This is a genomic window from Candidatus Kuenenia sp. (assembly GCF_027493735.1).
In the GTDB taxonomy this organism is placed as follows: domain Bacteria; phylum Planctomycetota; class Brocadiia; order Brocadiales; family Brocadiaceae; genus Kuenenia; species Kuenenia stuttgartiensis_A.
On sequence record NZ_JAOSKF010000020.1, the window covers coordinates 69,448 to 96,161 of the forward strand.

Genomic DNA, 26,714 nt, shown 5'->3' on the forward strand with positions numbered 1-26,714 from the left:
TTTTGTTATTTGAGATTATTTGGACTATTTACTTTTTTAACTTAGTTGTAAGGAGCGTAACGTAATGGCAACAGCAATGGCAGAAGCGTGGATGAAGACTTTTCCAATGGAAGCAAAAAATAAAAGATCGACAGGCAAATCATCCCGTATCCTGGATGTGCCGGCATTTAATAATGCATGGAATATTTACAGGGATACGAGTATGGATATAATGAAGCGATTTGAATATATGTCGAAATGCCTGGATTTCAATGACAAGGATACTGCGGCGATTAAGCAATCGGTAGAGGAATTTGTTGCGCCAAATCTGGAGAAAATCCTTGATCATATCTATTGGGAAAAACTGGTTAATGACCCATGGTTGTCAAGATGGTTTATGGATGAAACAGGGAATATCTCTGATGAATACGTAAAGGTGCGAAGGGCAAGACAAAAAATATTTATCCTGAAAATCGTTGAATGCAAGTGGGATGAGGAATTCTGGAATTATGTGAGATGGGTTGGCGCAGTGCATGTTCCGATCTTTGGAAATGAGGATTTGTACATACCCATGAGACTAAACCTGGCACTCTGGGGGTACATTCATCAATACTTGTTTAACCTTTTGGCAGAGGCATATAAAAGTGAACCGGAAAAACTACAGAAATTTACTACCGCATGGACAAAGCTGTTTTGGTTGATAATTGATGTGTATCATATTGATTATTTCGCGCCATGGATGTAATGTAGGCTGGTTGTAAAGGCAAAAGAAATACGGAGAGCAGGATTGTGACACCCACTTCGTTTTTTGAAATATCTCCATAAGAACAAAGTTTTACAGACCTGTGTAAGGGACAATGCATTTGCCGGTATGGACAAGGGAACCTCGTAAAATACTGCAACCCGCGACACCATTCCCGGCAAATGCCTCTTACCCCTATAAGATGGCACGCCAGAAGCAGGCATGAGAACAGTTTTCAGTCTGCAATCCTCAATCTGCAATTTGCCGACTGTTGTTGCCGACTAAGGTGCCGGCGTTGCGCCCTGTTGCCCCATATTTTCTTTGCCGTTTGCCATATCTTCTAATTCTTTTGACATGCCTTCAGCAAGAGACCTGCCCATACCTTCACCGCTATTTTTCACTGCCTCTCCAATGCCTTCTATGACTTCTCCCATAGCGCCTCCAAAAACAGACATCATGGTAAGATCGGCATCCACTTTCCATTGATTTTTTTCTTTAACAAGGATTGTTTGCAGTGGAATACTTATTTGGGATCCATCCTTTTGTGTATTCAACATGGTTTCTATTGTTGCCTTATCATTGTCAGCAACGATATCTCCAAAAGTTACATGGTTGCTACTGTCATCTATATTTTTGTTGATGGTCAAATTTTTCCCGCTTGCCATGGTTGCAAAAGTCTTTGCGGTGTCAAGGTTATTTTCTAACAATGCGTCCCAGAAACCCGCGGCAATGTTTCTGACAACGGCATGAATTGTTTCGTCATGGATACTCCCGTCAGGGGCAGATGTGCGCCTGTGCCCTGCGTTATCATTGTAACTAACATCTGCTTCCTTTCGTCCTCCGGAAATTTGATTATGTTCTGAACCGCCGACACTTGTGTCTGAAGAGTCTGGAAAGCTCTTGCTGAGGCAAGCAACTCCCTCTTCCACGGAGCTAATTTTTTGCATAAGAGCATCCTGGCTGTTTGCGAGTATCTCTATTTCATTATGTATCATGTTTACATCTTTAACGAGAATGGTGACGGATTTGGACAAATCATTCATTCTTTTTTCCAGCATCTGTGACCGCGTTTCATCATAAATGCTTTGTTTTTGCAAAGCGCTGCAACCAAAAATAAAAATTATTGGTAGGCAAGGAGTTATACGTTTAATCCATTCTATCTTCATGGTTTATTGTGTTTAGAAAGGGTTGAGGCGATTACGCATTGCTTTTATAAAAACGAACGCGTAAACAGAAATTATTTATAGTCAGCCTGGTTTCAGGGGATGAGGCATTGACCCGATTCATACGCATACGCAAATTTTTTTTAGTTATTTTTGCAAATTATAATAAAATAACTAATAATTAGGGACTTTTACCATATTCCTTTTAAAAACACAATGAAAACATCCAGGCAGGGGGGGGCGAAGCATTTGCCTGCATAGAAGATAAGGACGTAAAATGTTGTACACGCGCTAACCCTGTGCTTCAGTAATTTCTTTGCATTTTTTTGCAAAATTTTTAATGGTGAAATCCGAAAATACGAATCCACCCTCTGCACCCCAGCCAGCGTGGGACATTGTCTCCCTTTGGAGGCGATAAGGGGGAAGGATTTTGGAATTTGTTTCGTATTTCATATTTTTTGCTTATTTTGGTGCTGGCTATGCCAGCTTAGGATGAGGAGTGAACAATGGGAAAATGCCTTGAGACGTTTAACGGTTATGTATGGGGCTTACCTCTTATGGCGCTCCTAGTGGGGACAGGACTGTATTTAACGTTTCGGTTATTGTTTGTTCAGCTCAGGGGGTTCACTCACGGAATAAAAGTGCTTCAGGGTAACTATGATGATGTGCGGGATCCGGGGGAAATTACCCACTTTCAGGCGCTTGCCACAGCCCTTTCCGCGACCATTGGCACCGGGAACATTGTCGGAGTAGCTGCAGCAATATTGATGGGAGGGCCTGGCGCCGTATTCTGGATGTGGATTACCGCACTTGTCGGCATGGCGACAAAGTTTACCTCCTGTTCGCTTGCCGTGCATTTCAGGCGTATTGATGAAAACGGAGAGGCGCATGGGGGACCCATGCATTTTATTGAGATTGGCATGGGAGCAAAATTCAAATGGCTTGCGGTGTTATTTGCCTTCTTTGCGATTATGGCAAGTTTTGGCAGCGGAAATATGTTTCAGATCAATAATGTTGTGGTAAGCCTGAACGAACTTATTCGTGGCAGCAGCGAGCCAAACCTATTGTTTAATATCATTGTGGGGTTTATTATTGCGATACTGGTGGGTCTTGTAATTATCGGCGGGATTAAAAGTGTGGGACGTGTGGCCTCAAAGATTGTTCCATTTATGTGTATCTTTTACGTTATCGGCGGGATTATTATTTTAGGCATACATTATTCAGCAGTTCCCTCCGGATTGTATACGATATTTTATTATGCCTTCCACGCCCCTGAGTCGATAGCGGGAGGTATACTTGGAAGTGTGATTCGCTCCGGAGTTTCCAGGGGGCTTTTTTCTAACGAAGCGGGACTTGGTTCCGCCGCGATTGCGCACGGGGCGGCAAGGACAAAGGAACCTATCCGGGAGGGGCTTGTCGCCATGCTTGGCCCGTTTATTGATACTATTTGTATTTGTTCCATGACGGCACTCGTTATCATTGTAACAGGCGCCCATGAGGTATGTCATGTAAAAGGTGAATTAACCGGCATGGCGTTTTCGATGGGCATTGGCAACAATATAGGCGCGAAGTTTGTCGCCGCAAGCATCATATTCTTTGCGTTTTCCACCCTGATTTCGTGGTCGTATTATGGCGACCGTGCAGCAGACTACCTTTTTGGAAAGAAGGCCGTTCATCTGTACCGCATAAGCTACCTTGGATTCATCCTCCTTGGCGCCACTGTGAAAATAGACCCCATTATCAATTTCTGTGATTCTATGAACGGCCTTATGGCAGCGCCAAATCTTATAGCGCTTACGGTGCTTTCCCCTGTAGTTGCTTCTCTTGCGAAGGATTATTTCAGACGGATGAAGTCCCCAAAAGAAAGGGTGGTGTCATTAGGATTAGATGCTCCGGCAAATTAGATCGAAACCCAACGTGAACATTTACAGCATTTGATTTACGATTTACTTAGTAATTTTTTTCCGGAACATGGAGTATAAGACAACAATATCCTTACAGCCTTTATTGCCTATTCTGCATTGCCACTCTCTAATTCATCATGCCGTTTCTTTGAACACCGATTCGCCTTCTTTTTATCTTGACCCCAAAATTTGTTTTATCTCTAAAAAATTACTGCCAAAAGCAACCTAACTTCAGAACACAGGCTTAAAGAGAAGTTTGTCGATGTTGATTTAGCAGCAACCATGATGGAAATGCGTAATTCCGATTTTTTCCATTGTTTTTTGTCAGCCGGGGACATTGTAAATGGCGGATTATTGCTCCTTAAAAATCGATTGCAGAATTTATGATTAATAATTACAATGGCGAACTCAATTGATAACGTCGAAATTTCCGCAGTTTAAAAAAACATGTGCCATAAGTTGTTAGTATGGTTAAATAGAATTTTTTAAAAATTTTGGCAACTATGGATTTTTCAACAGAGCCTATACAGGTATATTGAGGGATAGATGATATTTTTAATATTATTTGATAGAGAGTGGCTATTTCCCATATTGTTTGGCACAAGCTTAATATTGAATATAAAACAATTCGAAACTATTCATTAGTAATATATTAAGCAACCGAAATACAACAGGCCTGAAGAGCAGAAAGCATATAACCAGGACTGCACCCCTGGCTATATACACTAACAGCCTTTCAGTCCTAACCTTGAAATTCCTAAACGTTAAACCATGGCTTGCAAGCCTTAACCCGTATGAAAAACCGGAGTTTCCCAGATAAATGTGTTTCCAAACTGATAATTCGGCAGGCTCAACACAGGGTTTGAGAACAAGCGGGGGTGCAGCCGTAATGTTTACGCTGAATAGTTACAATGATTCAATAATTTTGAATAATTGTTTAAAAAATTGATAAAGAAAAGGAGTTTTGAAAAAATGTCATATATACCGAAAGATAATAGCGAAAAGAAAAAACCATATAGGACAAAGAAGAAAAAAAAATTTATCTACATTACCATTGCTTTAATATTTATTGCAATACTGATTATTTTGTTGCGCAGAGATGCACCGCCAATACTTGAAATCTCTCCAATCAGTTTGAATTTTGGAGACAAACAAACAGAGATGGAATTTACTATTAAAAATACGGCAAAGGCTGAAGGCTTTTTTCGTCCGGACGTTAAAAATCTAAATTTTGAAATCGAGAACAAAAAAACCCCCATTGGCTTACCATTAAACCTGTAACCGGCGCTATAAAGGAAACCCCGGGAAAAATTAGCGTAAAGATAGATAGAAACTTGATGTCCTATGGTAGTTCTATGGATGAATTAAGGATTTTCACAAATGCAGGGGATGCTAAAGTTCGAATACTAGTGCAAAAAAGTGAAGAAAGATTAACCCTTATATCTCCGGCAGCAAGCACTTCATTATCCGTAGGTGATAACAGGTCAATAGAATGGACGGCAACTTCAGGCGTAAGCGAAAGTGTAAACATTTTTCTCTATTCAAAAGAAGAAAAAATTGGAACCATTGCGGACAATTATAATTTCAGGAAAGATGATACTTCCAAAGGATCATTTCTCTGGAAAGTTGATGATTTTATCCGGGAGGGGGATGATTATGCAATTCGGGTAGAAGATGCCGGAAATCCGGCATTATTTGATGAAGTCCGTCCCATAAAGATCCTACAGCCTGTTCGGAATATAAAGATATTAAATCAAACAACAGACCATCAGATTCCCAACACGATACAATTTATATTCTCATTAAGAGACCAGAGCAATCACGCTATTTTATTTGACCCTAATAAAGTTGTCCGGAAAAACATAAGGATTTGGGAAAACGGAACGGAGATTGATTATCTGGAGAGCCATGCACTTCTTTACACACAAGACGATTTTCAATTACAGGTTATGATAGTTCTGGACTATTCAGCATCAATGTATGAAAAGAACGGGGATATTACCCGGATGGCACTAAGCGCTAAAGATTTAATAGAAAGTCTTAATGATACACATCAGGTAGGTGTGGTTGAGTTCCATAGACCCGATGAACCTCCTGCAATTCTACAAGATTTTACGACGTATAAGAATGCCGCCATAGAAGCCGTTAGCCAGTTTAGTTCCGGCAAGATTTACCGGGATTTTTCGAGTTGCTGGGATGCGGTGCTAAAAGGATTAAAACAATTCCCGGAAAAACCAGACCCAGATATTTTTAAAACCCTCGTGTTTTTATCTGACGGATTTGACAACAGCAGTTTTAGTACTCCCGGGAATGTTATATCCCTGGCAAAAGAGAGGGACGTTCACATCTATATACTGGGAATAGGGAGAGGCAGCGAAGAGGAGGTGTTAAAAAATATCGCACTGGAAACCGGAGGTACTTATGTTCATGCTGAAAATATAGCCGTATTCCGAGAAAGATTTAAACAAACAATCAAAGATATAAAAGGTCAATATAAAATAAAATATATTACTCCCAAAAAACCGGAGGATGGAAAATTTATTGTAAAAAACGAAATTACTTACGGTGGCATTACCGGCACACCTTTATTGCATGACGAAGTAGAACCTTCTTCTATCTTTGGGAGGACTATAGAAGGAATCATACGCTTTTCCACACCTTCTGTTATTAAATATAATCAGGCAGAAATATTTATATGGTGCGAACATGTACCAAGGTATATCAATGAATTTCGCTTTTGGATAGGGCTGGAGAAGCCTTATAACGTGATACTTACATCATCTTATGATGGTGGACTCTGCCAAAATTGGATATTAAGCAAAGATCCTGATGGCTGGTACCGTCTATCATCCCCGGACAAAACAGACCCCCGCTATAACCTTGAATTTGGAGACTTCGGAACTCTTTGTAAGATAGTGGTTGCCGATATTAATGAGAAAGGATTTGCCATTCCTTTTAAATTGGATAATTCAATCTATGATATGGGGCAAGTATTTCATGAGGAGGGGAAAAGATCTCAGTCAAAAGATTTTTCTACCATCATTTCCGTTGGAAATGCCGTTGAATGGATACCATAATCAGTAATTTCTTTGCATTTTTTGGCAAAATTTTTAATACAGTCGGCAGATTGAAGACTGGGGACTGTTTTTCCTCTACTCTTTACCTGCCGCAACATAAGGACGAATCTTTTCAAGTGTTTTAGTGCTAATTCCTTTCACTTTTAGCAAATCATCTACGGCTCTATAGGGGCGACCGGCTATAATTCTTTCTGCAAGAACAGGACCGATTCCTTTGATAGATTGAAGCTCTTCTTTACTGGCAGTGTTTAGGTCAAGCAAGCTTTGGGGGGAGAGTGCTTTTTTAACCTGGCCTTGTAATTCCTTTAATTCCTGATCTTCACTACGTTGCTTTGAACGAAGTTCAGCAATCTGATCCGGGTCACAAACCGACCAAATACCAACACGTTTCAAAATGGCCGAAATCTCAAGATCCCGAAGTCTTTCAATCATTTCAGCACGTGATACTCCATCGGGTGTTTCTCTGCCTATACCATAAGTGCGGGCAAAACCCTTTTTAACGAGTAGACTCGCAAAATCATCTCCATCGGATGTAGTGATGAACCCATATATGCGGCCTTTGGCTGACCTTCCCAAGGCACTTGCAAAGGCTGTATGAATAGTAAAAGGTTTCGCAAGGATACTTTCTGCAAAAATTTTTGCTTCATTGCCAAAATGAATAGTGCGTTCTACGCCAGGCAATCCGAAATAGCGCATTTGTTCCCTTACTCGCTGCGCATCGCTTTTAGAGCCGGCTGAAGTTTCAGGACAGTCAACAAAATAAAGCCTGATATGGAGAGGTTTTCCATCAGCTTCCACAAAGAAGCTATCGCCATCATTTGCCGGGTTATTTATCAATTTGGCATTAGTGAGTTTCTGCAACTCAGCAGCATGTGATAGGGAAATTCCTACAAACACCAACACTACTGTAAGGGATAGGGATTTGATGAGCAATTTAATCAGTCCGTTCATTGTGACCCGACATTAAAAAGGTTTTGCATAACGAATAAATTGGCCGCCAAGCTTTTTGTGGCCAGCTGGATTGCCCTGGGTGTGGTTTTTCTAATCCAATATTTTTTAGTAGATTTTCGAGAACTTTCCAGGAATTGAAAATGTCAATTAAATATATATGATTGTATTTGATTTTTACAGTAAAACCATCCCATTCAATTACTTTGCCGGGAATACCCCGCATATCCTTATTTCTGTAGAATTGAATATTGGTAACACTTTAGTTTTTGAAAAAGTAGGGTCGAAGCATTTGCCCGTTTGGGTATGAAGGCATTTATGACAATTTACGGCAAATGCTTCGCTCCTACACTATTAGGCAAACATCGCTATTATTGGAATTTTTCAAAAAACTACACTCTTACAAAGAATAAAATACTTGCTTTATTAATCATTTTTGTTTTAATATCCCCCCACAGAGAAAAAGCAATTTCCTATCATTTTATCATTCATTGTCATTCGGGATATAAATACCTTGCCAAAAATATTTGATAACATCGAAAACCATTTAGTTCAGGGATTAAACAATACCCTGGAGGTGTCTTACAGGGGCGACTTTTGTGTTGGTTATTTCAATTTAAGAGGGTGGAAACAGGTTGCAGTTCATATAGACAATTTAAAAGGGGATGAGGGGAATTGTTGCAGGTTGCTCATAGGGATGCAAAAACCTCCGCTTGAAATCATACGGGAGTATTTCTGTAAAGCTGAACATGCTATTATTGACAATCAGACGGCATCCACCATAAGGAAGAAATTAGCGCAGGAATTTAAAGATCAATTAACCATTGGCATTCCCACAGATGAAGACGAGATTGGTTTAAGAAGGTTATCTCAACAGATAAAAGACAAAAAGGTACTTGTTAAACTTTTTCTAAGACACACATTACACGCCAAATTATACCTATTATTCAGAGACGACAAAATAAGTCCCATTATCGGTTACCTGGGCAGCAGCAATTTAACCCTTGCCGGACTGCTTCATCAGGGTGAATTAAATGTTGACGTTTTGGAACAAGATGCAGCATTAAAGCTGACAAAATGGTTTGAAGACAGATGGAATGACAGATGGTGCATAGATATATCCGGAGAATTAGCAGAGATAATTGATAATAGCTGGGCTGCTGACAGATTGGTTTCGCCTTTTCACATCTATCTAAAAATTGCCTACCACTTATCCCGTGAGGCGCGTGCGGGGTTAACAGAATTTAAAATCCCAAAGATACTTCAAGAGAAATTACATAGCTTCCAGCAAAAGGCTGTTTCAATCGCCGCGCATTACCTGAACAAAAGAGACGGCGTTTTAATTGGCGATGTTGTTGGGTTTGGGAAAACCCTTACAGCAACGGCTTTGGCAAAGATATTCGAAGAAGACTTTTTCCTCGAAACGCTTATAATCTGCCCGAAAAACCTGACAAACATGTGGGAGGATTACGCGCATACATACCAATTACGGGCAAAGGTCTTGCCCATTACACAAGTCCAGTCTGTTCTGCCAAAACTAAGAAGATACCGATTAATCATCATTGACGAGAGCCATAATTTAAGAAACAGGGAAGGCAAACGATACAGGGCTATTCAGGAATACATCCAGATTAACGAGAGCAAAGTCATTATGATTTCTGCTACACCGTATAATAAAACGTACCTTGATTTATCCAATCAACTTCGCCTTTTTATTCAGGAAGATAAAGATTTAGGTATCAGCCCCGAAAAGTTTATCGAAAGTATAGGCGGCAGGGTTCAATTTATGGCTAAATATCAGTACTCTGCAACAACATTACCCGCATTCGAAAAAAGCTCCTACGCTGATGATTGGCGGGAACTGATGCGGTTATATATGGTAAGAAGGCCAAGAAGTTTTATTAAACAGAATTATGCGGAAACAGACCCTGTCAACGGCAGGAAATATCTCCTGTTTTCAGACGGCAGTCGTTCCTATTTCCCCGACAGGGTACCGAAAAAAGGTTGAATACGATTTTAACCACAACGACCCGAAAGACCAATATGCAAAATTATATTCTGACACAGTTGTAGATACCATTAACAGTCTAAATCTTCCGAGATACGGACTGGGTAATTATCTTGATAAAAAGACCACCCTTAAACCAACAAAAGAAGAAACAGTTATACAGGATAATCTATCTCATGCAGGCAGGCGGCTCATGGGCTTTTGCAGGACAAATCTCTTTAAAAGGTTAGAAAGCAGTGGTTATTCTTTTCTGGTATCATTAAGCCGCCATATTCTGCGTAATTATATTTATGTTTATGCATTAGAGAACAACCTGCTGCTCCCAATAGGCGCTCAGGAAGCAAATATGCTTGATGAATTTCTGGATGATGTTGACTTCGATAATGCAGGCACAAACGAAGGCACAATGAAGATTTTACTTGATGAAGAGGGTTACTATGCACAGGCTAAGAAGATTTATACATTATATGAAACCAACTATCATAACCGTTTTGACTGGATCAGAAGCGGTTTCTTTGAAAATACATTGAAAAATATATTAATCAATGACAGTAAAGAAATTCTAAAAATATTAAAGATAGGCAAGGACTGGAACCCCGCTGATGACAGGCGATTAAACGCATTATATGATCTTTGCGCAAATAAATATCCGAAAGGAAAACTTTTGATATTCACACAATTCTCAGATACCGCATATTACTTACATGATGAATTGAAAAAGAGAAACGTACATCAAATAGAATGTGTTACGGGCGATAGTGAAGACCCTACAACGTTTGCATATAGATTTAGCCCGGTAAGCAATAACAAAAAAGAAATCGCAAATGCCCGCGATGAGATAAGGGTTTTAATAACAACCGATGTCTTAAGTGAAGGTCAAAACCTGCAGGACGGACATATCATCGTCAATTATGATCTGCCCTGGGCTATAATCCGGCTTATTCAAAGGGCAGGAAGGGTAGACCGAATCGGGCAGAAGTCAGACAAAATACTCTGCTATTCATTTTTACCTGAGGATGGTATAGAAAAAATTATAAAATTAAGAGGCAGGCTTGGAAAGAGAATAAAGGAAAACGCTGAGGTGGTTGGTTCTGATGAGGTATTTTTTGACGGTGACCCGGTTAGAATTCACGACTTTTATAACGAAAAACAGGGCATACTCGATGAAGAAGACGATACAGAAGTTGATTTGGCGTCCTATGCTTATCAGATATGGAAAAATGCCACCGATGCCGACCCAACCTTGAAAAAAACAATCCCTGATTTGCCTCATGTAATCTATGCCACGAAATCACTGAAACACGAAGATGAGAAAATAGATGACGGGGTTGTTGTTTACACAAGAACGGCAGATGACAATGATGTTTTAATATGGGTAGACAGAAAGGGTGAAATTATTACACAATCGCAACTTGTTATTCTAAGGGCGGCAGAATGCAATCCTGATACAACGCCATTATTTAAATTGGATAATCATCACAAGCTGGTGGAAAAAGGAATAGAGCATATCATACAAGTTGAGAGCACCATTGGCGGCCAGTTAGGCAAAAAATCAAGCGCCCGATATAGAACATATATGCGATTGAACCGCCATTATGAGGAATACAAAGGTACCCTGTTTGTAAATGATGCAATGAAAAGGGCTATAGACGATATATATAAATTCCCGCTGAAAGAATTCGCACGGGAAACATTAAACAGGCAGTTAAAGGCGGGCATATCTGATGAAGACCTGGCAAACCTGGTCGTATCACTGAGAGATGAAGATAAATTATGTAATACAAAAGAAGAGGAAAAAACATACAAAGAACCTCAAATTATTTGTTCTTTAGGGCTAATTAAAAAACAACCCTAAAACGTAGGGGCGAAGCATTTGCCTGCATAGAAGATAAGGATGTAAATACGGTACACGCGCCGACTCCACTCTGTTGAACGAGTTAAACCATACGCAGGCAAATGCTTCGCCCCTATACCAGATACGGCAATTATAATAAATCAAGAAAATGAATACCTCCATAGACAAAACACGTTTTAAACATCTCATAAAAAACTATCAATTCAAAGAGCTTTTTAATGAACTGGGGTGGGACAATGTACGGAAAAAAGAATCTGTAGTCGTTGAAAACGAAACGTACAATTTGGAGGCCGTGGCAGAAAAAAAAGGCTTTGTGATCTTTGCCTGCTTTCCAGGTAATCATGGCAAGATGCCCGATTATCACATCAGAAAAAAAATAGACAGCGCCATTACCAAACTCTATTTTGAACACCTCATCATCTTTAGCGATCTTTCTCAAAAACACCAAATCTGGCAACTGGTAATCCGTGAACAAGGAAAACCATTGGCTGTAAGGGAGACGCATTACTACATACATCAGGAACCGGAACTATTGTTCCAGAAACTCAAGGGCCTTTTCTTTTCCATAGATGATGAGGAAAAGATCCGCATCGTGGACGTTAAATCCCTCATACAAGAGCAATTCAACGCCAATGCCGAAAAAGTTACAAAGCGTTTTTACGACCAGTTCAAAAAAGAACACACCTCATTTTTAGATTTCATCAAGGGCATCAGCGAAAATGTAGATAAGGATTGGTATGCATCCCTGATGCTGAACCGCCTGATGTTCATCTACTTTATCCAGAAAAAAGGGTTTTTAGATAATGACAAAGACTACCTGAAAAACAGGCTGAAAGCCACACAGGAGAAAAGGGGCAAGAATAGGTTTTACTCATTTTATAGAAACTTCCTGCTCATCCTTTTCCATAAGGGACTGGGTTCGTATGAAAGAACGCCAGAGATCACCAATGAAATCGGCATTGTGCCGTATCTCAACGGCGGCTTGTTTGATGTTCACCACATAGAGCAAAACTATGACAACATTGAGATAGCAGATGAGGCATTTGAGCAGGTATTCAGCTTCTTTGACCAGTATGAATGGCACCTGGATACACGCATTACCGCCACAGGTAAAGACATAAATCCCGATGTAATTGGTTACATATTTGAAAAATACATCAACGACCGGGCATCTATGGGGGCATATTATACCAAAGAGGACATTACGGACTACATCAGTAAAAACTGCGTAATCCCTTACCTGTTCGATGAGGTAAAAAGAACTTATCCCAAAGCGCTAAACCCCGATGCCGAAATATGGAGATTCCTGCAAACAGAACCTGATAAATACCTGTATGATGCTGTAAAACACGGCATCGTTATTCCCGTAGGGGCGAAGCATTCTCTGTCACAACCCGCACAACATTTATCCGCAGAACAGCGGAACGATTCTCTACAACCATCGCACACACCAGAGAATGCTTCGCCCCTACCATTACCACCACAATTACCGTTGCCATCTGAAATTGCTGCCGGACTGAATGACGTTTCCAAACGCACAGCATGGAATAAACCCACCCCGCCGGAATATGGACTTCCCACTGAAATATGGCGTGAGGTGGTTGAACGAAGGAAACGTTATGCAGAGACAACGCAAAAGATTGAAAACGGTGAAATACACGAGATAAACGACCTTATCACATACAACCTTAACATCCGGCAATTTGCTCAGGATGTAATCGAAAGCACTGATGATCCTGAATTAATCAGACACTTTTATAAAGCCTTAACAAACATATCCATACTTGACCCCACCTGCGGTTCAGGCGCTTTCCTTTTTGCCGCAATCAACATCCTTGAACCGTTATACGAGGCATGCATTCAGCGTATGGAGGCATTTATGACAGATGCCAAAAATTCTACTCCTGATAAGGGGCAAAAGGGTGTGTCAAAATACAAATTCTTCCAGGAAACCTTAGCGGCAGTTAAATCACTCGAACACCCCAGTCTCCAATATTTCATTTATAAGAACATCATTTTAAAAAACATCTACGGCGTTGACATCATGCATGAGGCGGTAGAAATTGCCAAGCTGAGGTTATTCCTGAAACTGGTGGCAACGGTGGACGTGGACTATAAAAAGCCGAATCTGGGATTAGAGCCGCTGCCTGATATTGACTTCAATATCCGGTCAGGCAATACGCTTGTGGGCTTTGCAAGACTTGAAGAAGTGGAAAAGGCAAAAGGCCGTCTTTTCTCAAAGAAGGAAATCGAATCGATAAAAGAACAGGCAGAAATGATAAAAATGGCGTACGAGAATTTTAAAAATTCACAGGTGATAATTGACAGTCCCGCAATGAGCGGCGCAAAGAAGGATTTAGAGGAGCGGTTGAGAAAGTTAAATGATACGTTAAATATCTATCTCGCGCAGCTCTATAAAATTGATATAGAGGGGAAACCAAAGGACCTTGAAAAATGGAAGGCCAGCCATCAACCCTTCCACTGGTTTGCGGAATTTTATGAAACCATACAAGAAAAAGGCGGGTTCGGTGTGGTTATTGGCAATCCGCCGTATGTGGAGTATTCAAAAGTAAGAAAAGATTACACCCTAAACAATTATAGTGTTCAGGAATGCGGAAACTTATTTGGCTTTGTTTGTGAAAGGTCAAGAAGAATAATTTCCGAAAAAGGTTATTTTAGCCTTATTGTACCAATAAGTGTTATTTGTACACAACGGATGGAGTGTATACAAAAACTGTCTTTTGATTCAAAAGAAGTTTGGTTGAGCAACTTTGCCGAACGTCCAAGTAAACTATTTACTGGAGCAGAAGTCTTGCTTACAATTTTCATTATTTCACCTAAGAAAAACTTTGAATCAATCCATACGACTTTTTTTATAAAATGGAAGTCCGAAGAGAGATCGATTTTGTTCGAAAAACTCATTTATAGTGAAAATTCATTGCAGGCTAAAGATTACGTAATTCCTAAAATCGGTTACAAAATTGAGAATGATATTTTAAAAAAATTAAAGAAGAGGGGGAAAATATTAGCTTTTGATTTACAAAGAGAAGGGCAACATAAAATTTTCTATCGAATAGGTGGCGGTAGATATTGGAAAATATTTACGGATTTTAGCCCTAATTTCATTTTGAATGGAGTCAAAGCTATCTCAAGTCGAGAAAATTATTTATTTTTTAAGTCAGAGTCTAATAAAAAGGCAATTATTTCAATATTGAGTAGTAGTCTATTTTATTGGTACTTTATTCTTACAACTAATTGTAGAGATTTGAATCCAAGCGACTTAAAAGAATTTCCATTTTCAGTTGCTGATTTAAAACCAGAGAATTTAAAAATGCTTTCGAAGCTTTGTGATGAATTAATGGTTGACTACAAAAATAATAGTCAATTCAAGGAAAAGGTCTCAGCAAAAACAGGAAGCATTACTTATCAAGAATTTTATCCAAGGCTCTCAAAACCCATCATAGACGAAATAGACAAAGTATTAGCCCAACATTACGGTTTCACCGATGAGGAATTAGACTTCATCATCAACTACGACATTAAATACCGTATGGGCAAAGAACTGGACGTAGAGGATTGAGATTGCATAGGGGTTTCTAAACTCTGTTTCAGACAAAGCAAGTGGTTTACCAGAAATTGCGTTCACAAACGGATACTGAATCAAGTTCAGCATGAGGTTATGAGCGAGGAAGAGAGGAAGAAAGGAGGAAATTAAAAGTGCCATAAATTGTCAAGGCAAGAGCCTTTAGTCTTCAACCAGTTTGTAAATGTTAGAAATACTTCGGATATCATCCAAAAAGTGGACGAAAAGCGAAGTATTTCGGATACAAACGAGTTATTTGTTCGTGTGAGCGAAGATATGAAAACGTTGAGTATAGATATAAACGACCATGTATCATTTATTGCAAATAAAGACCGTATTAAATTTCAAGATAACTTCAAGGGAGCGTAAATGAATCGACGAAATGTTTTAGACCCTGACAATAACAACGTAGTTAATGTGAACGAACTGCACAATCATCATCCGAGAATTCGTGCAGAGGATTTTCGTTCTCCTTTAGTCAGAAGACTCTTAGGAACAGAACGTTATACAGATGGGCATAAAACTTTGCGAAATAGTTACCGGTCATCAGCCTTAGAGGCTACTGAGACGGATGTTAATTTAAATTGGTCAGGACTTAGAGATGACTATAATAAATGCATTAACACCTACCAAGAACCAGTTATCACTGAGTTCGCGACTCTTGGCCTCAGTTGTATACTCTTGCATTTGAACGTCAATCGAGAAATCACGGAGGTAACTCGTCGAGGAGAAAAAGCCGACTATTGGATCGGAGAAAGAGAAGAAATGATTGAAGTAAGTGGTCAGCAGAACGGCGACATTGAAGAAATATGCGCAAAAAAATCTGTGCAGTTACTTGAGAATCCATTTCGCAGACCAGGGTATGTCTGTGTGGCCATATACAAAGATTCAAAGGCAAGGCTATGGTATTACCAGAGAAGTGAGGAGTGACAATGGACCTAAATGAACTCAAGAAAGAAAAAAATGCTAAACTCCTTGCCCTTGAGTATGCAAAGCTCAGTAAAAATAATCGCGATATCTTCCACCTAGGTTCTGAAGTTGCGGTATTTGAGGCTATCATAGCCAGAGCATATTTGACTAAAGGTGAAGTGGAAAATGCAGTTATCAATTTCATTAGCCAGGCTAGTTGTCTCTGTGATTCCCGCCGTTATTCTGAAGCAGTAAAGGTATTTAGGCATGCATTATCACTCTCCACTTTACCTGATACCAAACAATGGATTGAGAAAGAGCTAACACGAATTCCTGCAGTAACATTGAGAGCCAACCCTTTTCAAACGCTAGCACCGAATATTGAGAAGAACGATAGGCTTAGGGTACCGCAGAAAGAAGCATATTATGCTGCGAAGAGGTACTTCGAATCTTATTCCGACCATGCGATAATTCAACTTCCAGTTGGGTGTGGTAAAACGGGGGCAATGTCTTTGCTACCCTTTCACGTAAGTTCTGGGCGCGTTTTGGCAATAGCGCCGAATCTTGAAATTAGAAGAAATCTACACGACAATTTTGATTATAGTTGCGGTGGCAGTTTTCTTCGGAGATTTGGTGTTCTCTCAAACGGGTATGGCCCTACCTGTGCCTACCTCGACAGCGAGGCTAGCATACACGACTGCGATGGTGCTGATATCGTAGTTACTAACATTCAGCAGCTTACAACCAAAAGTTCAAAGAAATGGATTAAAATGCTTGCGCCAGATTTCTTTGATATGATACTTATCGATGAGGCACACCATAATGTTGCCCCGACTTGGCAAGAAGTGCTAAACAAGTTTCCCGATGCAAAGAAGGTCAGTTTCACAGCAACACCACTCAGAGCCGATGGGAAGAAGGTTGAGGGAGAAAGAATCTACCGTTTTCCTATCGCGAAAGCGATAAGAGATGGGTACATCAAGGACATTGCCTCTCGTATGCTAGAGCCTCAAGAAATCTATTTTACCTACAAAGGCGAGAACCGAAAAGTTGGGCTAAACGACGTCCTGATGTTACGGGAAAAAGATTGGTTTAGTAAAGGCGTAGCACTGTCTCGTGAATGTAACGAAAGCATTGTTGATGCTTCCATCCAAAGCCTGCAAGAATTGAAAGAAAGTGGGGAAGTGCACCAAATAATAGCCGTTGCATGCTCAATTGACCATGCAAATTCAATTAGGGCTTTATACACCGAGAGGAACATTCGAACAGAAATTATACACAGTAATCTGCCAGAAGAAGAACAATATAAGGTTAGAAATAAGCTACAAACAAAAAGTATTGATGCAATAGTACAAGTCCAAATGCTTGGTGAAGGTGCAGATTATCCAAACTTAAGCGTAGCTGCGATATTCAGGCCTTACAGGCATTTGATGCCATACGTTCAATTCGTGGGTCGTGTAATGCGTGTTATTAAACAAAACGCTCCTGGTCATCCAGCTAATCGTGGTTTTGTTGTTTCTCATGTTGGCCTCAATGTTGACCGGTGGTGGAATGAGTTAAAGGAATTTGACCAAGATGATGAGGCATTCTTTGCAGAACTTGCATTTGGTAAGCATGAGTTCATTCTTCATAAAAGCAGTGAAAAAGACCCTGCTCCAAGTCGCAAACGCTTCAGACCTGAAATGGAGGTAATTGAAGAGGCCATCGTACATTTTGTTCAGGATCATTTTGTACCAGAAGACACCAGAATAGCTGTCGAGGACTTAATTCAGACAATGCAAATGCGAGGGATTGATTTTGAAGTTTTTGGTTTGTCTCGTGAGGAATTAGAGACTAAGCTCATGCAATCATACTTACAAGCACAAAAAAGAGGAACTCTCAGTAAACTTCAGGTGTCCCCACAAGAAGCGAGAAAGGCAGCAAGGCGGCGTCTTGATGAGAGAGTACGTTCTGCAGCAAAGCAACTATTAAATGAACTTCAGTTGAAGATTGGTGGATTAGACCTCCCAAAGCATTTTCCATCAACAACTGCATCTGCTAATCTTCCGGCGGCAATAATTTTAATTAATAGAGCAGTCCTTGAATACTTGCATGTTTGCTCACGGGAACGAGATTTACTCACGGAAAACCAACTCAAAAATGCTCATGACAACATGGATGAAATTATTGATAAACTGGTGTCTGAAATTAGAAAAAAAATGGAAGGTAACTGAAATGGCAAAATACAAAAGCATGCTTAAGACTCATTCGGTTGATGTCGCTGGCAGAAAGCGAAAATGCTATCACGATGATGCCCATTCTATCCAGAAGGGTCAACTCGTTCTTAAGGTCAAAGATGGTATGTACAAGGATTCTTTCTACTGTACTAAATGTGTTTTACACATGATAAATCAGTGCCGGGAAAGACTAAATGAGATTGAGGATAATTTTAGGAGGGAAAACTAGAAGACGATATGTGGTCGGAAGATTATAAATTTGTCCTTCTATTAGAAAATGTGTTTGCACCGGCAGATAACACGTTGCAAAAAACTTGTGCCAAAGCCCAACGGACTTCTTTTGCCATGGGATTGTTCATTGTAAACATAGAAGGAATGTTAATGAAAGCATTTTCTAAAATTGAATTGGCGCATTCCATTAAATAACAGCTTGTTTGCGGTTTAGCTCGCCACTACGGTTTCACCGATGAGGAATTAGACTTCATTCCTTCGGCTTGGCTCAGGACAAGGTATCAACTATGATATTAATACCGCATGGGCAAAGAACTTGAAGACGAAGACGAAGACGAAGACAAAGAATAAGTTTTATTTCATTGGAATATTCCATCAAATTTTTCGTAATAATTGATTTTTGCTTTTGTGTTTTTTTAATTTCTCTTCAATACTCAATCCTTGATTTCAGGTTAAACAATGTATAAGATCAATAAATCTATAGGAATAGCCCTATTCCTATATTAACAAATAAATCGTATTATTAATAAAATATGATATCGAATAACGAACATATCGAAAAACTCCCTAACGCACCCTTACAAGAAGTGATATTTGAAATTCGCTGGGATTTAAATATAAATCCGGACAGCAATCGGGAATTTGATGAGGGTTTTGCTATTGCTTTAGGAACATTGGCCACCTTGCTAAAAAATGATTTTCCTCACATAGTACGTAAAATTCCCGATGATTTTCCAACAGATTTACTAAACTATTCCGTTATCTATCAGTTTTGGAAAGGTGAAGATATTTGGCCCGTACTGCAATTGGGTCCCGGGATTTTTACAGTAAATGATACCGACAAAAAGTATTGTTGGAAGGATACCTTTTTCCCACTGATTTTAGAATCTACCAATAAGCTATTTGAGGCATATAATCAAAAAATAAACCTGAATTTTTGCAGCCTACGCTACATTGATGCTGTAAAATTGAAAGATTATCAAGTAACCGTCAAAGATAATTTATTACCCTTTATACATGATTCACTGAAAATAGAACTGCATAACCATTTTGACACACTCGGTCCGATGGAAGGTCTGAACCTGAATCAAACATTCGGGTTAAAAGATGGGTCTGCTTTGCACATTAACGTAACAACAGGCAGTGATAAAAAAACCCATGATCCCACACTGGTTTGGCAAACAGCAATTGTCAAAAAAGGCAGGTTTACTAGAAATGAAATGACGAAATGGTGCACACATGCACACGAGATTATTTCACCGTTATTTAAAGAAATGACAAGGGGGAAGTTTTATGACAGCTTTACAAGAAGCGTCTCCATATAGAAAACGTTGCGCAAGCTCTTCTATTTATCTTTCAGAAGCATTCGAAACCGAACAACAGGAATGGAATACGAGCATTGTTATAGACATTTATCCACAAACGCCTTCATTAAGTAATGCAGCCATGAAGGCTACCTCAAAAATTTTAGGTTTTAGAAATTTTGCAGATAATTGGGATAGTTATGGAGCTGAAAAACCTTCAGAAAGCGCCATTGTTAATGCATTATCATTTATAAGAGTCATTGATGCGCATGGAATTCCGGTTTACTTTGTTGCTCCAGGACCTAATGGGGAAATTGTGGTAGAGCTTAGAAAAGGAAATTACGAGGCTGAAGTATATTTCAATGCCGATAATTCAAATGAGGTTTTGATTTATGAGGGCGATGCCTGTATTTCAGAGGGTGCGCTTGATCATTTATTGCCTCAAATACTTGAACTGTTTTAATGGAAGCCATACTGGATAATGATAATCTGCTGAGAAGAGTTCCCTTTATTGATCCTAATTATGTAAGGGATGATGGCACGCTTACCTCATGTGCATTTCAATTAAAAAAAGGAGAGTATGGCCTTTCTGTAAACGTTGAAAGATTAACCTCCTACGAGGATAGTATTCAAGATATACACAGATTTAGGTTGTATTATCTAAAAGCACAACAACCAAGAGAATTGGGGCTAGAATGTGTGCATGACCCGCAACCCGCCAACTATGCCCACGCCTTGATAAAGGGCGAAATTACTAAAAAGATATCGCGAGTGCTTGCCAAATCAGCAAAAAGAATTGCCTATCCCGATTAAGAATTGAAAAAGAAATAACTGCATCCCAAAAGAAGAACAAAATACTAACCTGCTCTCTGCATTAAGAATCAATGGGGTAATACTTACGGAACTACGACATCAAATACCGCAGGGGACATAATAATGGCGACAACAAATAATAATCAAAACGATGCCTGTAGGGGCAAAGCATTTTCCTTGCCCATTAAACCGCTTCCGGGCATTGTCATGGAAAATGCTTCGCCCCTATCACAAAACAATATAAATTATATGGGGAATAAGCAGATACTTAAAGACCACAAAATCGCCTTCTTATGTTCCCGCAAATGCCCGGCTGATATCATCCTCAAATCGTATGACTGGGCAATTGCACAAAGGGAAAAAGGCGTTTGTGTCATATCAGGTTTTCATTCCAAAATAGAGAAAGATGTGTTGCATTACCTGCTCAAAGGCGCACAGCCCATCATCCTTGCACTGGCAAGAGGTCTTAAAAAGAGACTAGAGCCCGAATTAAAGGATGCCCTGGATAAAAACAGACTGTTGATCGCTACACCATTTGATGAAAAGGTTAAACGAGTTACCAGAGAAACGGCCAACCAGAGGAACCACTTAATGGCAGAACTGGCGGATGAAATATTTATCGCCTATGCCTTACCGTGTGGAAATATTGAAAAGATCATTACGGACATTTCACGCACAGGGAAAACAATTTCATCCTTTAAAACTGGATAAGAGATTGGGATTTTAAAGCATATATACTCAATCAGACTAAAGCCACTGGCTTACGTCTGGAAACAAAATGTAGGGGCGAAGCATTTGCGATAACCGGCAGACATGCGCTCATGCCTAAACCGGCAAATGCTTTGCCCCTACGTTATCAAATTACGATAAAATGCCGTTTGATCTTTACTACACACTTTTTTTAAGCTGTTGTATCTTGTCTCTTAATTCCGCCGCCCTCTCAAACGCCAATTCCTCGGCGGCTTTCAGCATTTCGGCTTCCAATTCGTTAAGGTACTCCTGGGTAATGTATTCTTCTTCGCTTTCCGCAACGGCTTCATAGACTATCTTATGCGAAGAAATATCGGACTCTATCCCCTTTTTGATTTCCTTTTGTATTGTAGCGGGAGTAATGTTATGTTCCTTATTATATGCGCTTTGAATTGCCCGGCGACGGTTGGTTTCGTCAATTGCCCGCCGCATGGATTTTGTTATTTCATCCCCATACAATATCACCTCAGCGTTGACATTCCGGGCTGTCCTGCCAATGGTTTGTATAAGGGAGGTTTCCGAACGGAGAAAACCTTCCTTGTCCGCATCAAGAATAGCCACCAAAGAAACCTCGGGTAAGTCTAATCCTTCCCGTAACAAATTGACGCCAATTAATACATCAAACGTCCCCATTCTCAACTCCCTGAGAATAGTGACTCTTTCTATGGCATTAATCTCGGAGTGCAGATACATACACTTAATCCCCTCTTCCTTTAAATACCCGCTTAAGTCCTCCGCCAGCCGTTTTGTCAATGTGGTGACAAGCGTCCGTTCTTTTCTCAAAGTTCTTTTTTTAATTTCCGTTATCAAATCATTGACCTGTGTTTTTGCAGGTTTTACGTAAATTATCGGATCCACAAGGCCGGTAGGGCGAATAATCTGTTCCACGATATTGTTTTGAGATTTTTTCAGTTCGTAAGGGCCGGGGGTTGCTGAAACAAAAAGTATCTGCTTAATCCTTGATTCCCACTCATCAAACCTCAGCGGACGGTTATCAAGGGCGGATGGCAACCGGAAGCCATATTCAACCAGCGTTTCTTTACGCGCCCTGTCCCCATGATACATGCCGGCAATTTGAGGCGTTGAAACATGGGACTCGTCAACGATGAGGAAAAAATCTTTCGGGAAATAATCAAACAGCGTATAAGGCGGCTCTCCCGGCGCTCGTCCGCTTATGTGCCTTGAATAATTTTCAATGCCATGGCAATACCCTATTTCCAGAAGCATTTCAATATCATACCGCGTCCGCGCTTCCAGACGCTGCGCCTCCAACAACTTATCACGGGAACGAAGGTCCTTAAGGCGGTCATTTAATTCAGCGGTAATTGATTGGACAACACGTTCTATTTTCTCTTCCGGCATGACAAAATGCTTTGCAGGATAAACAGAAACCTCTTTTATTTTTTGCAATGTATTGCCAGTTAAAGGGTCTATCATGGAAATCTTATCCACCTCATCCCCGAACAATTCCACCCGGTACGCAAACTCTTCGTAGGCGGGAAACACTTCGATAACATCCCCCCGTACCCGGAATGTTCCGCGTCTAAAATGGCTGTCATTCCGTTCGTATTGAATACTGATAAGTTTTTTCAAAACAGTGTCCCGTTCTACTTCATCGCCCTTGCTGAGATGCAGATACATTTCCTGATATTCTGCCGGGGATCCAAGACCATATATACAGGAAACGCTTGCGACAATAATTACGTCTTTGCGCGACATAAGGACACTGGTCGCCGCCAATCGTAACCGGTCAATTTCCTGGTTAATCGTTGCCTCTTTTTCAATATAAATATCACGCTGCGGAATATATGCCTCGGGTTGATAATAATCGTAATAACTCACGAAGTACCCCACCGCATTCTTAGGGAAAAAATCTTTAAATTCGCTGTAAAGCTGCGCTGCAAGGGTTTTATTGTGAGTCATAACCAGTGTCGGTTTTCCTAATGCAGCAATGACATTTGCCATAGTAAATGTCTTGCCCGATCCTGTAACACCAAGCAATGTTTGAAATGTGACGTTTTTCCTGTAATTTTCCACCAGTTTGCGGATTGCCTCCGGCTGGTCGCCTTCGGGTTCGAAGGGGGAGATTAATTCAAAATCATACATAAACACATACTTTCCTATCGTTTAGTCTGAAAACAGATATTCCGGTTCCTTTACGGCTATTTTCGTTAGTTGTTATTTCATTCATGATTGTCTGATACATGCGCACTGCCGGTACCTGCTATCGCGCAATCTTTTAATAACGCTATTATCTTCTTTCCTATGCCGTCGATGCGGCTCAATTCATCCAGGCTTTCAAATCTGCCATATTTTTCGCGATAGGCAACAATTGCTTTTGCCTTTGCCTCTCCTACTTTTGGCAATAATAACAATTCATACCAGGGGGACTCATTAATATCGATTTTTGTTTTTATGTCTTCGGGGGTAAGAACGCTTACGATTTCCGTTTCCGGCAACCACCAATGGTAATCTCTTCCTGCCTTTATTGCAATTCCGGCAAATAAAGCCGTTGTAAGAAAAAAGATAATAATAAGTTGTTTTTTTACAGGTGAAGATTTATTTGGCTGTTTTTGCGAATTTTCCATAATAACAATACCATGATTGTGGATAAAAAATACTAAACACGAAGCACGAAATACGAGACAAATTCCAAAATACAAAATCCCAATGAAACAACACCGGAAGTTTGGAGCATTGGGTTTTTGGTCATTTGAATTTGTTTCGTATTTCGATATTCGTATTTCGAATTTGGTTGCAGCCCGTAGAGACATGGCATGTCATGTCTCTACGAGCTCCCAAATGTACCAGTTTAACATTTCCCCCCCCAGTGTGTGGGTTAGGAGGAGGTTTTAAAAATTTCAGAGGCGGAAAGTGCCTTGCTGAAAAAGTGTCCCTGCCCGTAGACAACTCCAATCTCCTTAAGCAAGGAAATGGTCTGTTTGTTTTCTACAAATTCAGCTATAATTTTTTTCTCCAGTCCGTTTCCGATATCAGCAATTGCCTTTACAAAACATTGATCTGTCGGATTGTCTGGCAGGTTGCGAATAAAACCTCCGTCAATCTTCAGAAAATCTACCGGAAGATGCTTGAGGTAAGTAAACGAACAAAATCCGATTCCAAAATCATCAAGCGCAAACCGGAAACCCTGGTTGCAAAGGTCATTCATAAAGTACCGGGCGTACTCTATATTTTCCACGACGGCGCTTTCCGTAACCTCAAATGTTATGTATCTCGCATCCGCCTGCGATGCGGACAACTCCTCTTTAATAAAAGAAAGCATTCCCGAATCGGTAATTGCCTTACCGGAGAGGTTGATTTCGAGCACTGCTTTTTTCTCCTGCATATTATATCTGACAAAAAGCCGGAAGGCGTTGCGCACTACCCAGCGATCAATATCAAGAATGGAGCCGTGTCTCTCGGCATAGGGGAGAAATTCGGCAGGTGGTATCAATTCTCCATTCTCGCCGACCATTCGCAACAATGCTTCGTAGCCGAATACAGCGTTACTCCGCAAATCTACTATAGGTTGTAGGTATATTTCAAAATCATCTTTTCCCAAAGCACTACGAATTCGCTTGTCCCACAAAAACCTGGATTCGATATTCTGTTTCTGTTCAAGGGAAAATATGCAGCACTGGTTCTTGCCCGCCTCTTTTGCGCCATACATGGCCATATCCGCGCAGGCAAGGAGCGCATCAGCTTCAAGGCTGTGATCGGGGAAAAGCGCTATCCCCAGGCTTGTTGTAATATTATGTCCGCGTTCATTCAACACCCGGAAATGTTTCTGCGCTGACTGTGTTATTTGTTCTGCAAAAGACCGGGCGTGATCAACGTTTGTATTGGGCAAAATAACGGCAAATTCATCGCCGCCAAGCCTGGCAATTATGTCGTTCGGGCGTACACGTTCTTTTAAGAGTATTGCAAACTCGACCAGTATTTCATCGCCCACCTTATGGCCAAGCGTATCATTAATATATTTAAAATTATCAATATCAAGAAACAACAACGCCCCACCCGTGTTGTATCGTTTGCTGTATCCAAGCCAATATTCCAGTTCCACCTGAAACCGGCGCCGATTAAAGAGGTTGGTAAGGGGGTCGTGTTCCGCCATGACGACCAGCATCTCCTCAAACTTCTTTCTTTCGGTAATATCCTCTATGACTCCGATAAAGTTTATAATGTATCCGTCATCGCCCCGCACTGCAGAAATGGTTACCTGTGCAAAAAATTGTTCACCATCTTTTCTGCTATTAACCAATTCCTTTCGCCATATTTCACCGGAAAGCACCATTGTAATAATATTTTCGTGTCTTTCGTCGGACATATTGAATAAGAGCAGGTCAAATAATTTATTCCCCAGGGCTTCTTCCCGTGCATAGCCTGTGACCTCCGTAAACTTGGGATTAACATGCTCTATAGCGCAGGCAACATCGGTAATGACAATTGCCGTGAAACTCTGTTCCACGGCCTGGGACAATTTCAGAAGCTGTTCCTTTGCCCGTTTATGATCGGCGATTTCGGCGGTTAGATGGTTGTGTGAGTTTCTCAGTGCATCAGTCATCTGATTGAAATTATCGCACAATTGCCCTATTTCATCATTATGGGAAGCGTGTACCTTACGGTCAAGATTTCCTCCGGCTATCTCCAGGGTAACATTCGTCAGATGCTGCAAAGGAGACACGATATATTTTGTCAAAAGCAGCATAATGCCGAGACCTCCAAAAACAATGCCGATACCTACCGGCATAATGCTGTATATGATAACACTGCGTATTTTTTCATCTAACCTGTGGGTGGATAACAGCACCTGCACGAACCCTTTCGGCATATTTTTCCTGTTGACCGATTCTTCGCTTAGTATCTGCTCCGCAAGGCCCTCGCCTGAAAATACCTGCCTTTCGCGGATAGGGGTAAAATATTCATAGAATCTTTTCCCGGATACGGTGATTACCCTGTAGTCTGTATCAGAGGTATCGTCCTGATGGTTCCTCCCGGGGATTTCGTTTGTTTCAATATCCAGCCACGTCGCTTTGTCTTCAAAGAGCTTTTCCCTGTCATTTGAAATGCTGATGTAGCACACGACGTTTTCCCTGTCAAATTCCTTTATCCTTCTTACCGGTGACGCAAAGAGCAATGGCTGTTCATATTCCAGGGCATATCGTATTTCATTATCCCTGCTAAACAAATTAACCAGTGTCTCTCCAAAATACCTCAGTTCCACGCGGTATCTCT

General features: G+C 40.5%; 19 protein-coding genes. 14 read left to right on the forward strand and 5 right to left on the reverse strand.

The genetic code is table 11. The annotated features are described in order from the left end of the window. Positions 1 to 64: 64 nt before the first annotated feature. On the forward strand, positions 65 to 724 hold the full coding sequence (locus tag M5U24_RS13095) for a protoglobin family protein (protein ID WP_099325098.1): 660 nt from the start codon (positions 65 to 67) through the stop codon (positions 722 to 724). Between the two features lie 278 nt (positions 725 to 1,002). On the opposite strand, the gene M5U24_RS13100 is transcribed toward M5U24_RS13095, so the two are convergent. Further along, on the reverse strand, positions 1,003 to 1,764 hold the full coding sequence (locus tag M5U24_RS13100; RefSeq protein WP_298202655.1) for a hypothetical protein: 762 nt from the start codon (positions 1,762 to 1,764) through the stop codon (positions 1,003 to 1,005). A 626-nt stretch (positions 1,765 to 2,390) separates the two neighbouring features. Here M5U24_RS13100 and M5U24_RS13105 point away from each other — a divergent pair. From M5U24_RS13105 to M5U24_RS13115, 3 genes are all read left to right on the forward strand, one after another. Further along, positions 2,391 to 3,788 (forward strand): sodium:alanine symporter family protein, encoded by a 1,398-nt coding sequence (locus tag M5U24_RS13105; protein ID WP_099325096.1) that lies wholly within the window; start codon positions 2,391 to 2,393, stop codon positions 3,786 to 3,788. Between the two features lie 972 nt (positions 3,789 to 4,760). Beyond that, positions 4,761 to 5,069 (forward strand): hypothetical protein, encoded by a 309-nt coding sequence (locus M5U24_RS13110; RefSeq protein WP_298202657.1) that lies wholly within the window; start codon positions 4,761 to 4,763, stop codon positions 5,067 to 5,069. A gap of 74 nt (positions 5,070 to 5,143) precedes the next feature. Beyond that, positions 5,144 to 6,865 (forward strand): VWA domain-containing protein, encoded by a 1,722-nt coding sequence (locus M5U24_RS13115; RefSeq protein WP_298202659.1) that lies wholly within the window; start codon positions 5,144 to 5,146, stop codon positions 6,863 to 6,865. Positions 6,866 to 6,940: 75 nt separating this feature from the next. On the opposite strand, the gene M5U24_RS13120 is transcribed toward M5U24_RS13115, so the two are convergent. Next, positions 6,941 to 7,816, reverse strand: coding sequence for a helix-hairpin-helix domain-containing protein (locus M5U24_RS13120; RefSeq protein WP_099325094.1), 876 nt, complete (start codon positions 7,814 to 7,816; stop codon positions 6,941 to 6,943). A 511-nt stretch (positions 7,817 to 8,327) separates the two neighbouring features. On the opposite strand from M5U24_RS13120, the gene M5U24_RS13125 reads away from it, so the two are divergent. The 10 genes from M5U24_RS13125 (at position 8,328) to M5U24_RS13170 (ending at position 21,440) form a co-directional block, all read left to right on the forward strand. Then, on the forward strand, positions 8,328 to 9,821 hold the full coding sequence (locus M5U24_RS13125) for a phospholipase D-like domain-containing protein (RefSeq protein WP_298202661.1): 1,494 nt from the start codon (positions 8,328 to 8,330) through the stop codon (positions 9,819 to 9,821). Then, a complete protein-coding gene (locus M5U24_RS13130) occupies positions 9,727 to 11,676 on the forward strand; it encodes a C-terminal helicase domain-containing protein (protein WP_298202663.1) in 1,950 nt (649 codons plus the stop codon). The genes M5U24_RS13125 and M5U24_RS13130 overlap by 95 nt, the downstream gene beginning before the upstream one ends. A gap of 148 nt (positions 11,677 to 11,824) precedes the next feature. Beyond that, positions 11,825 to 15,256 carry a DNA methyltransferase gene (locus tag M5U24_RS13135; protein ID WP_099325091.1) on the forward strand — a complete coding sequence of 1,144 codons (3,432 nt, stop codon included), beginning with the start codon at positions 11,825 to 11,827 and terminating at the stop codon, positions 15,254 to 15,256. Between the two features lie 372 nt (positions 15,257 to 15,628). Beyond that, entirely contained in the window at positions 15,629 to 16,189 is a 561-nt protein-coding gene (locus M5U24_RS13140) for a hypothetical protein (protein ID WP_099325089.1), read from the forward strand. Between the two features lie 2 nt (positions 16,190 to 16,191). After that, a complete protein-coding gene (locus M5U24_RS13145; protein WP_099325088.1) occupies positions 16,192 to 18,378 on the forward strand; it encodes a DEAD/DEAH box helicase family protein in 2,187 nt (728 codons plus the stop codon). 240 nt (positions 18,379 to 18,618) lie between these two features. After that, entirely contained in the window at positions 18,619 to 18,807 is a 189-nt protein-coding gene (locus M5U24_RS13150; protein WP_099325086.1) for a hypothetical protein, read from the forward strand. Between the two features lie 338 nt (positions 18,808 to 19,145). After that, entirely contained in the window at positions 19,146 to 19,937 is a 792-nt protein-coding gene (locus tag M5U24_RS13155) for a TIGR04255 family protein (RefSeq protein ID WP_099325085.1), read from the forward strand. Next, entirely contained in the window at positions 19,906 to 20,379 is a 474-nt protein-coding gene (locus tag M5U24_RS13160) for a hypothetical protein (RefSeq protein ID WP_099325084.1), read from the forward strand. The genes M5U24_RS13155 and M5U24_RS13160 overlap by 32 nt, the downstream gene beginning before the upstream one ends. Further along, positions 20,379 to 20,729, forward strand: coding sequence for a hypothetical protein (locus M5U24_RS13165; protein WP_099325083.1), 351 nt, complete (start codon positions 20,379 to 20,381; stop codon positions 20,727 to 20,729). Before M5U24_RS13160 ends, M5U24_RS13165 begins: the two co-directional genes overlap by 1 nt. A 123-nt stretch (positions 20,730 to 20,852) precedes the next feature. Then, positions 20,853 to 21,440, forward strand: a complete 588-nt coding sequence (locus M5U24_RS13170) for a DNA-binding protein (RefSeq protein ID WP_197705390.1) — start codon at positions 20,853 to 20,855, stop codon at positions 21,438 to 21,440. A gap of 177 nt (positions 21,441 to 21,617) precedes the next feature. Here the strand turns inward: M5U24_RS13170 and uvrB are convergent, their stop codons facing one another. From uvrB to M5U24_RS13185, 3 genes are all read right to left on the reverse strand, one after another. After that, positions 21,618 to 23,585 carry an excinuclease ABC subunit UvrB gene (gene uvrB, locus M5U24_RS13175; protein WP_099325082.1) on the reverse strand — a complete coding sequence of 656 codons (1,968 nt, stop codon included), beginning with the start codon at positions 23,583 to 23,585 and terminating at the stop codon, positions 21,618 to 21,620. Between the two features lie 77 nt (positions 23,586 to 23,662). Beyond that, positions 23,663 to 24,067, reverse strand: a complete 405-nt coding sequence (locus M5U24_RS13180) for a helix-hairpin-helix domain-containing protein (RefSeq protein WP_099327021.1) — start codon at positions 24,065 to 24,067, stop codon at positions 23,663 to 23,665. A 251-nt stretch (positions 24,068 to 24,318) separates the two neighbouring features. Continuing rightward, positions 24,319 to 26,703, reverse strand: coding sequence for an EAL domain-containing protein (locus M5U24_RS13185; RefSeq protein WP_164994384.1), 2,385 nt, complete (start codon positions 26,701 to 26,703; stop codon positions 24,319 to 24,321). Positions 26,704 to 26,714: the final 11 nt, after the last annotated feature.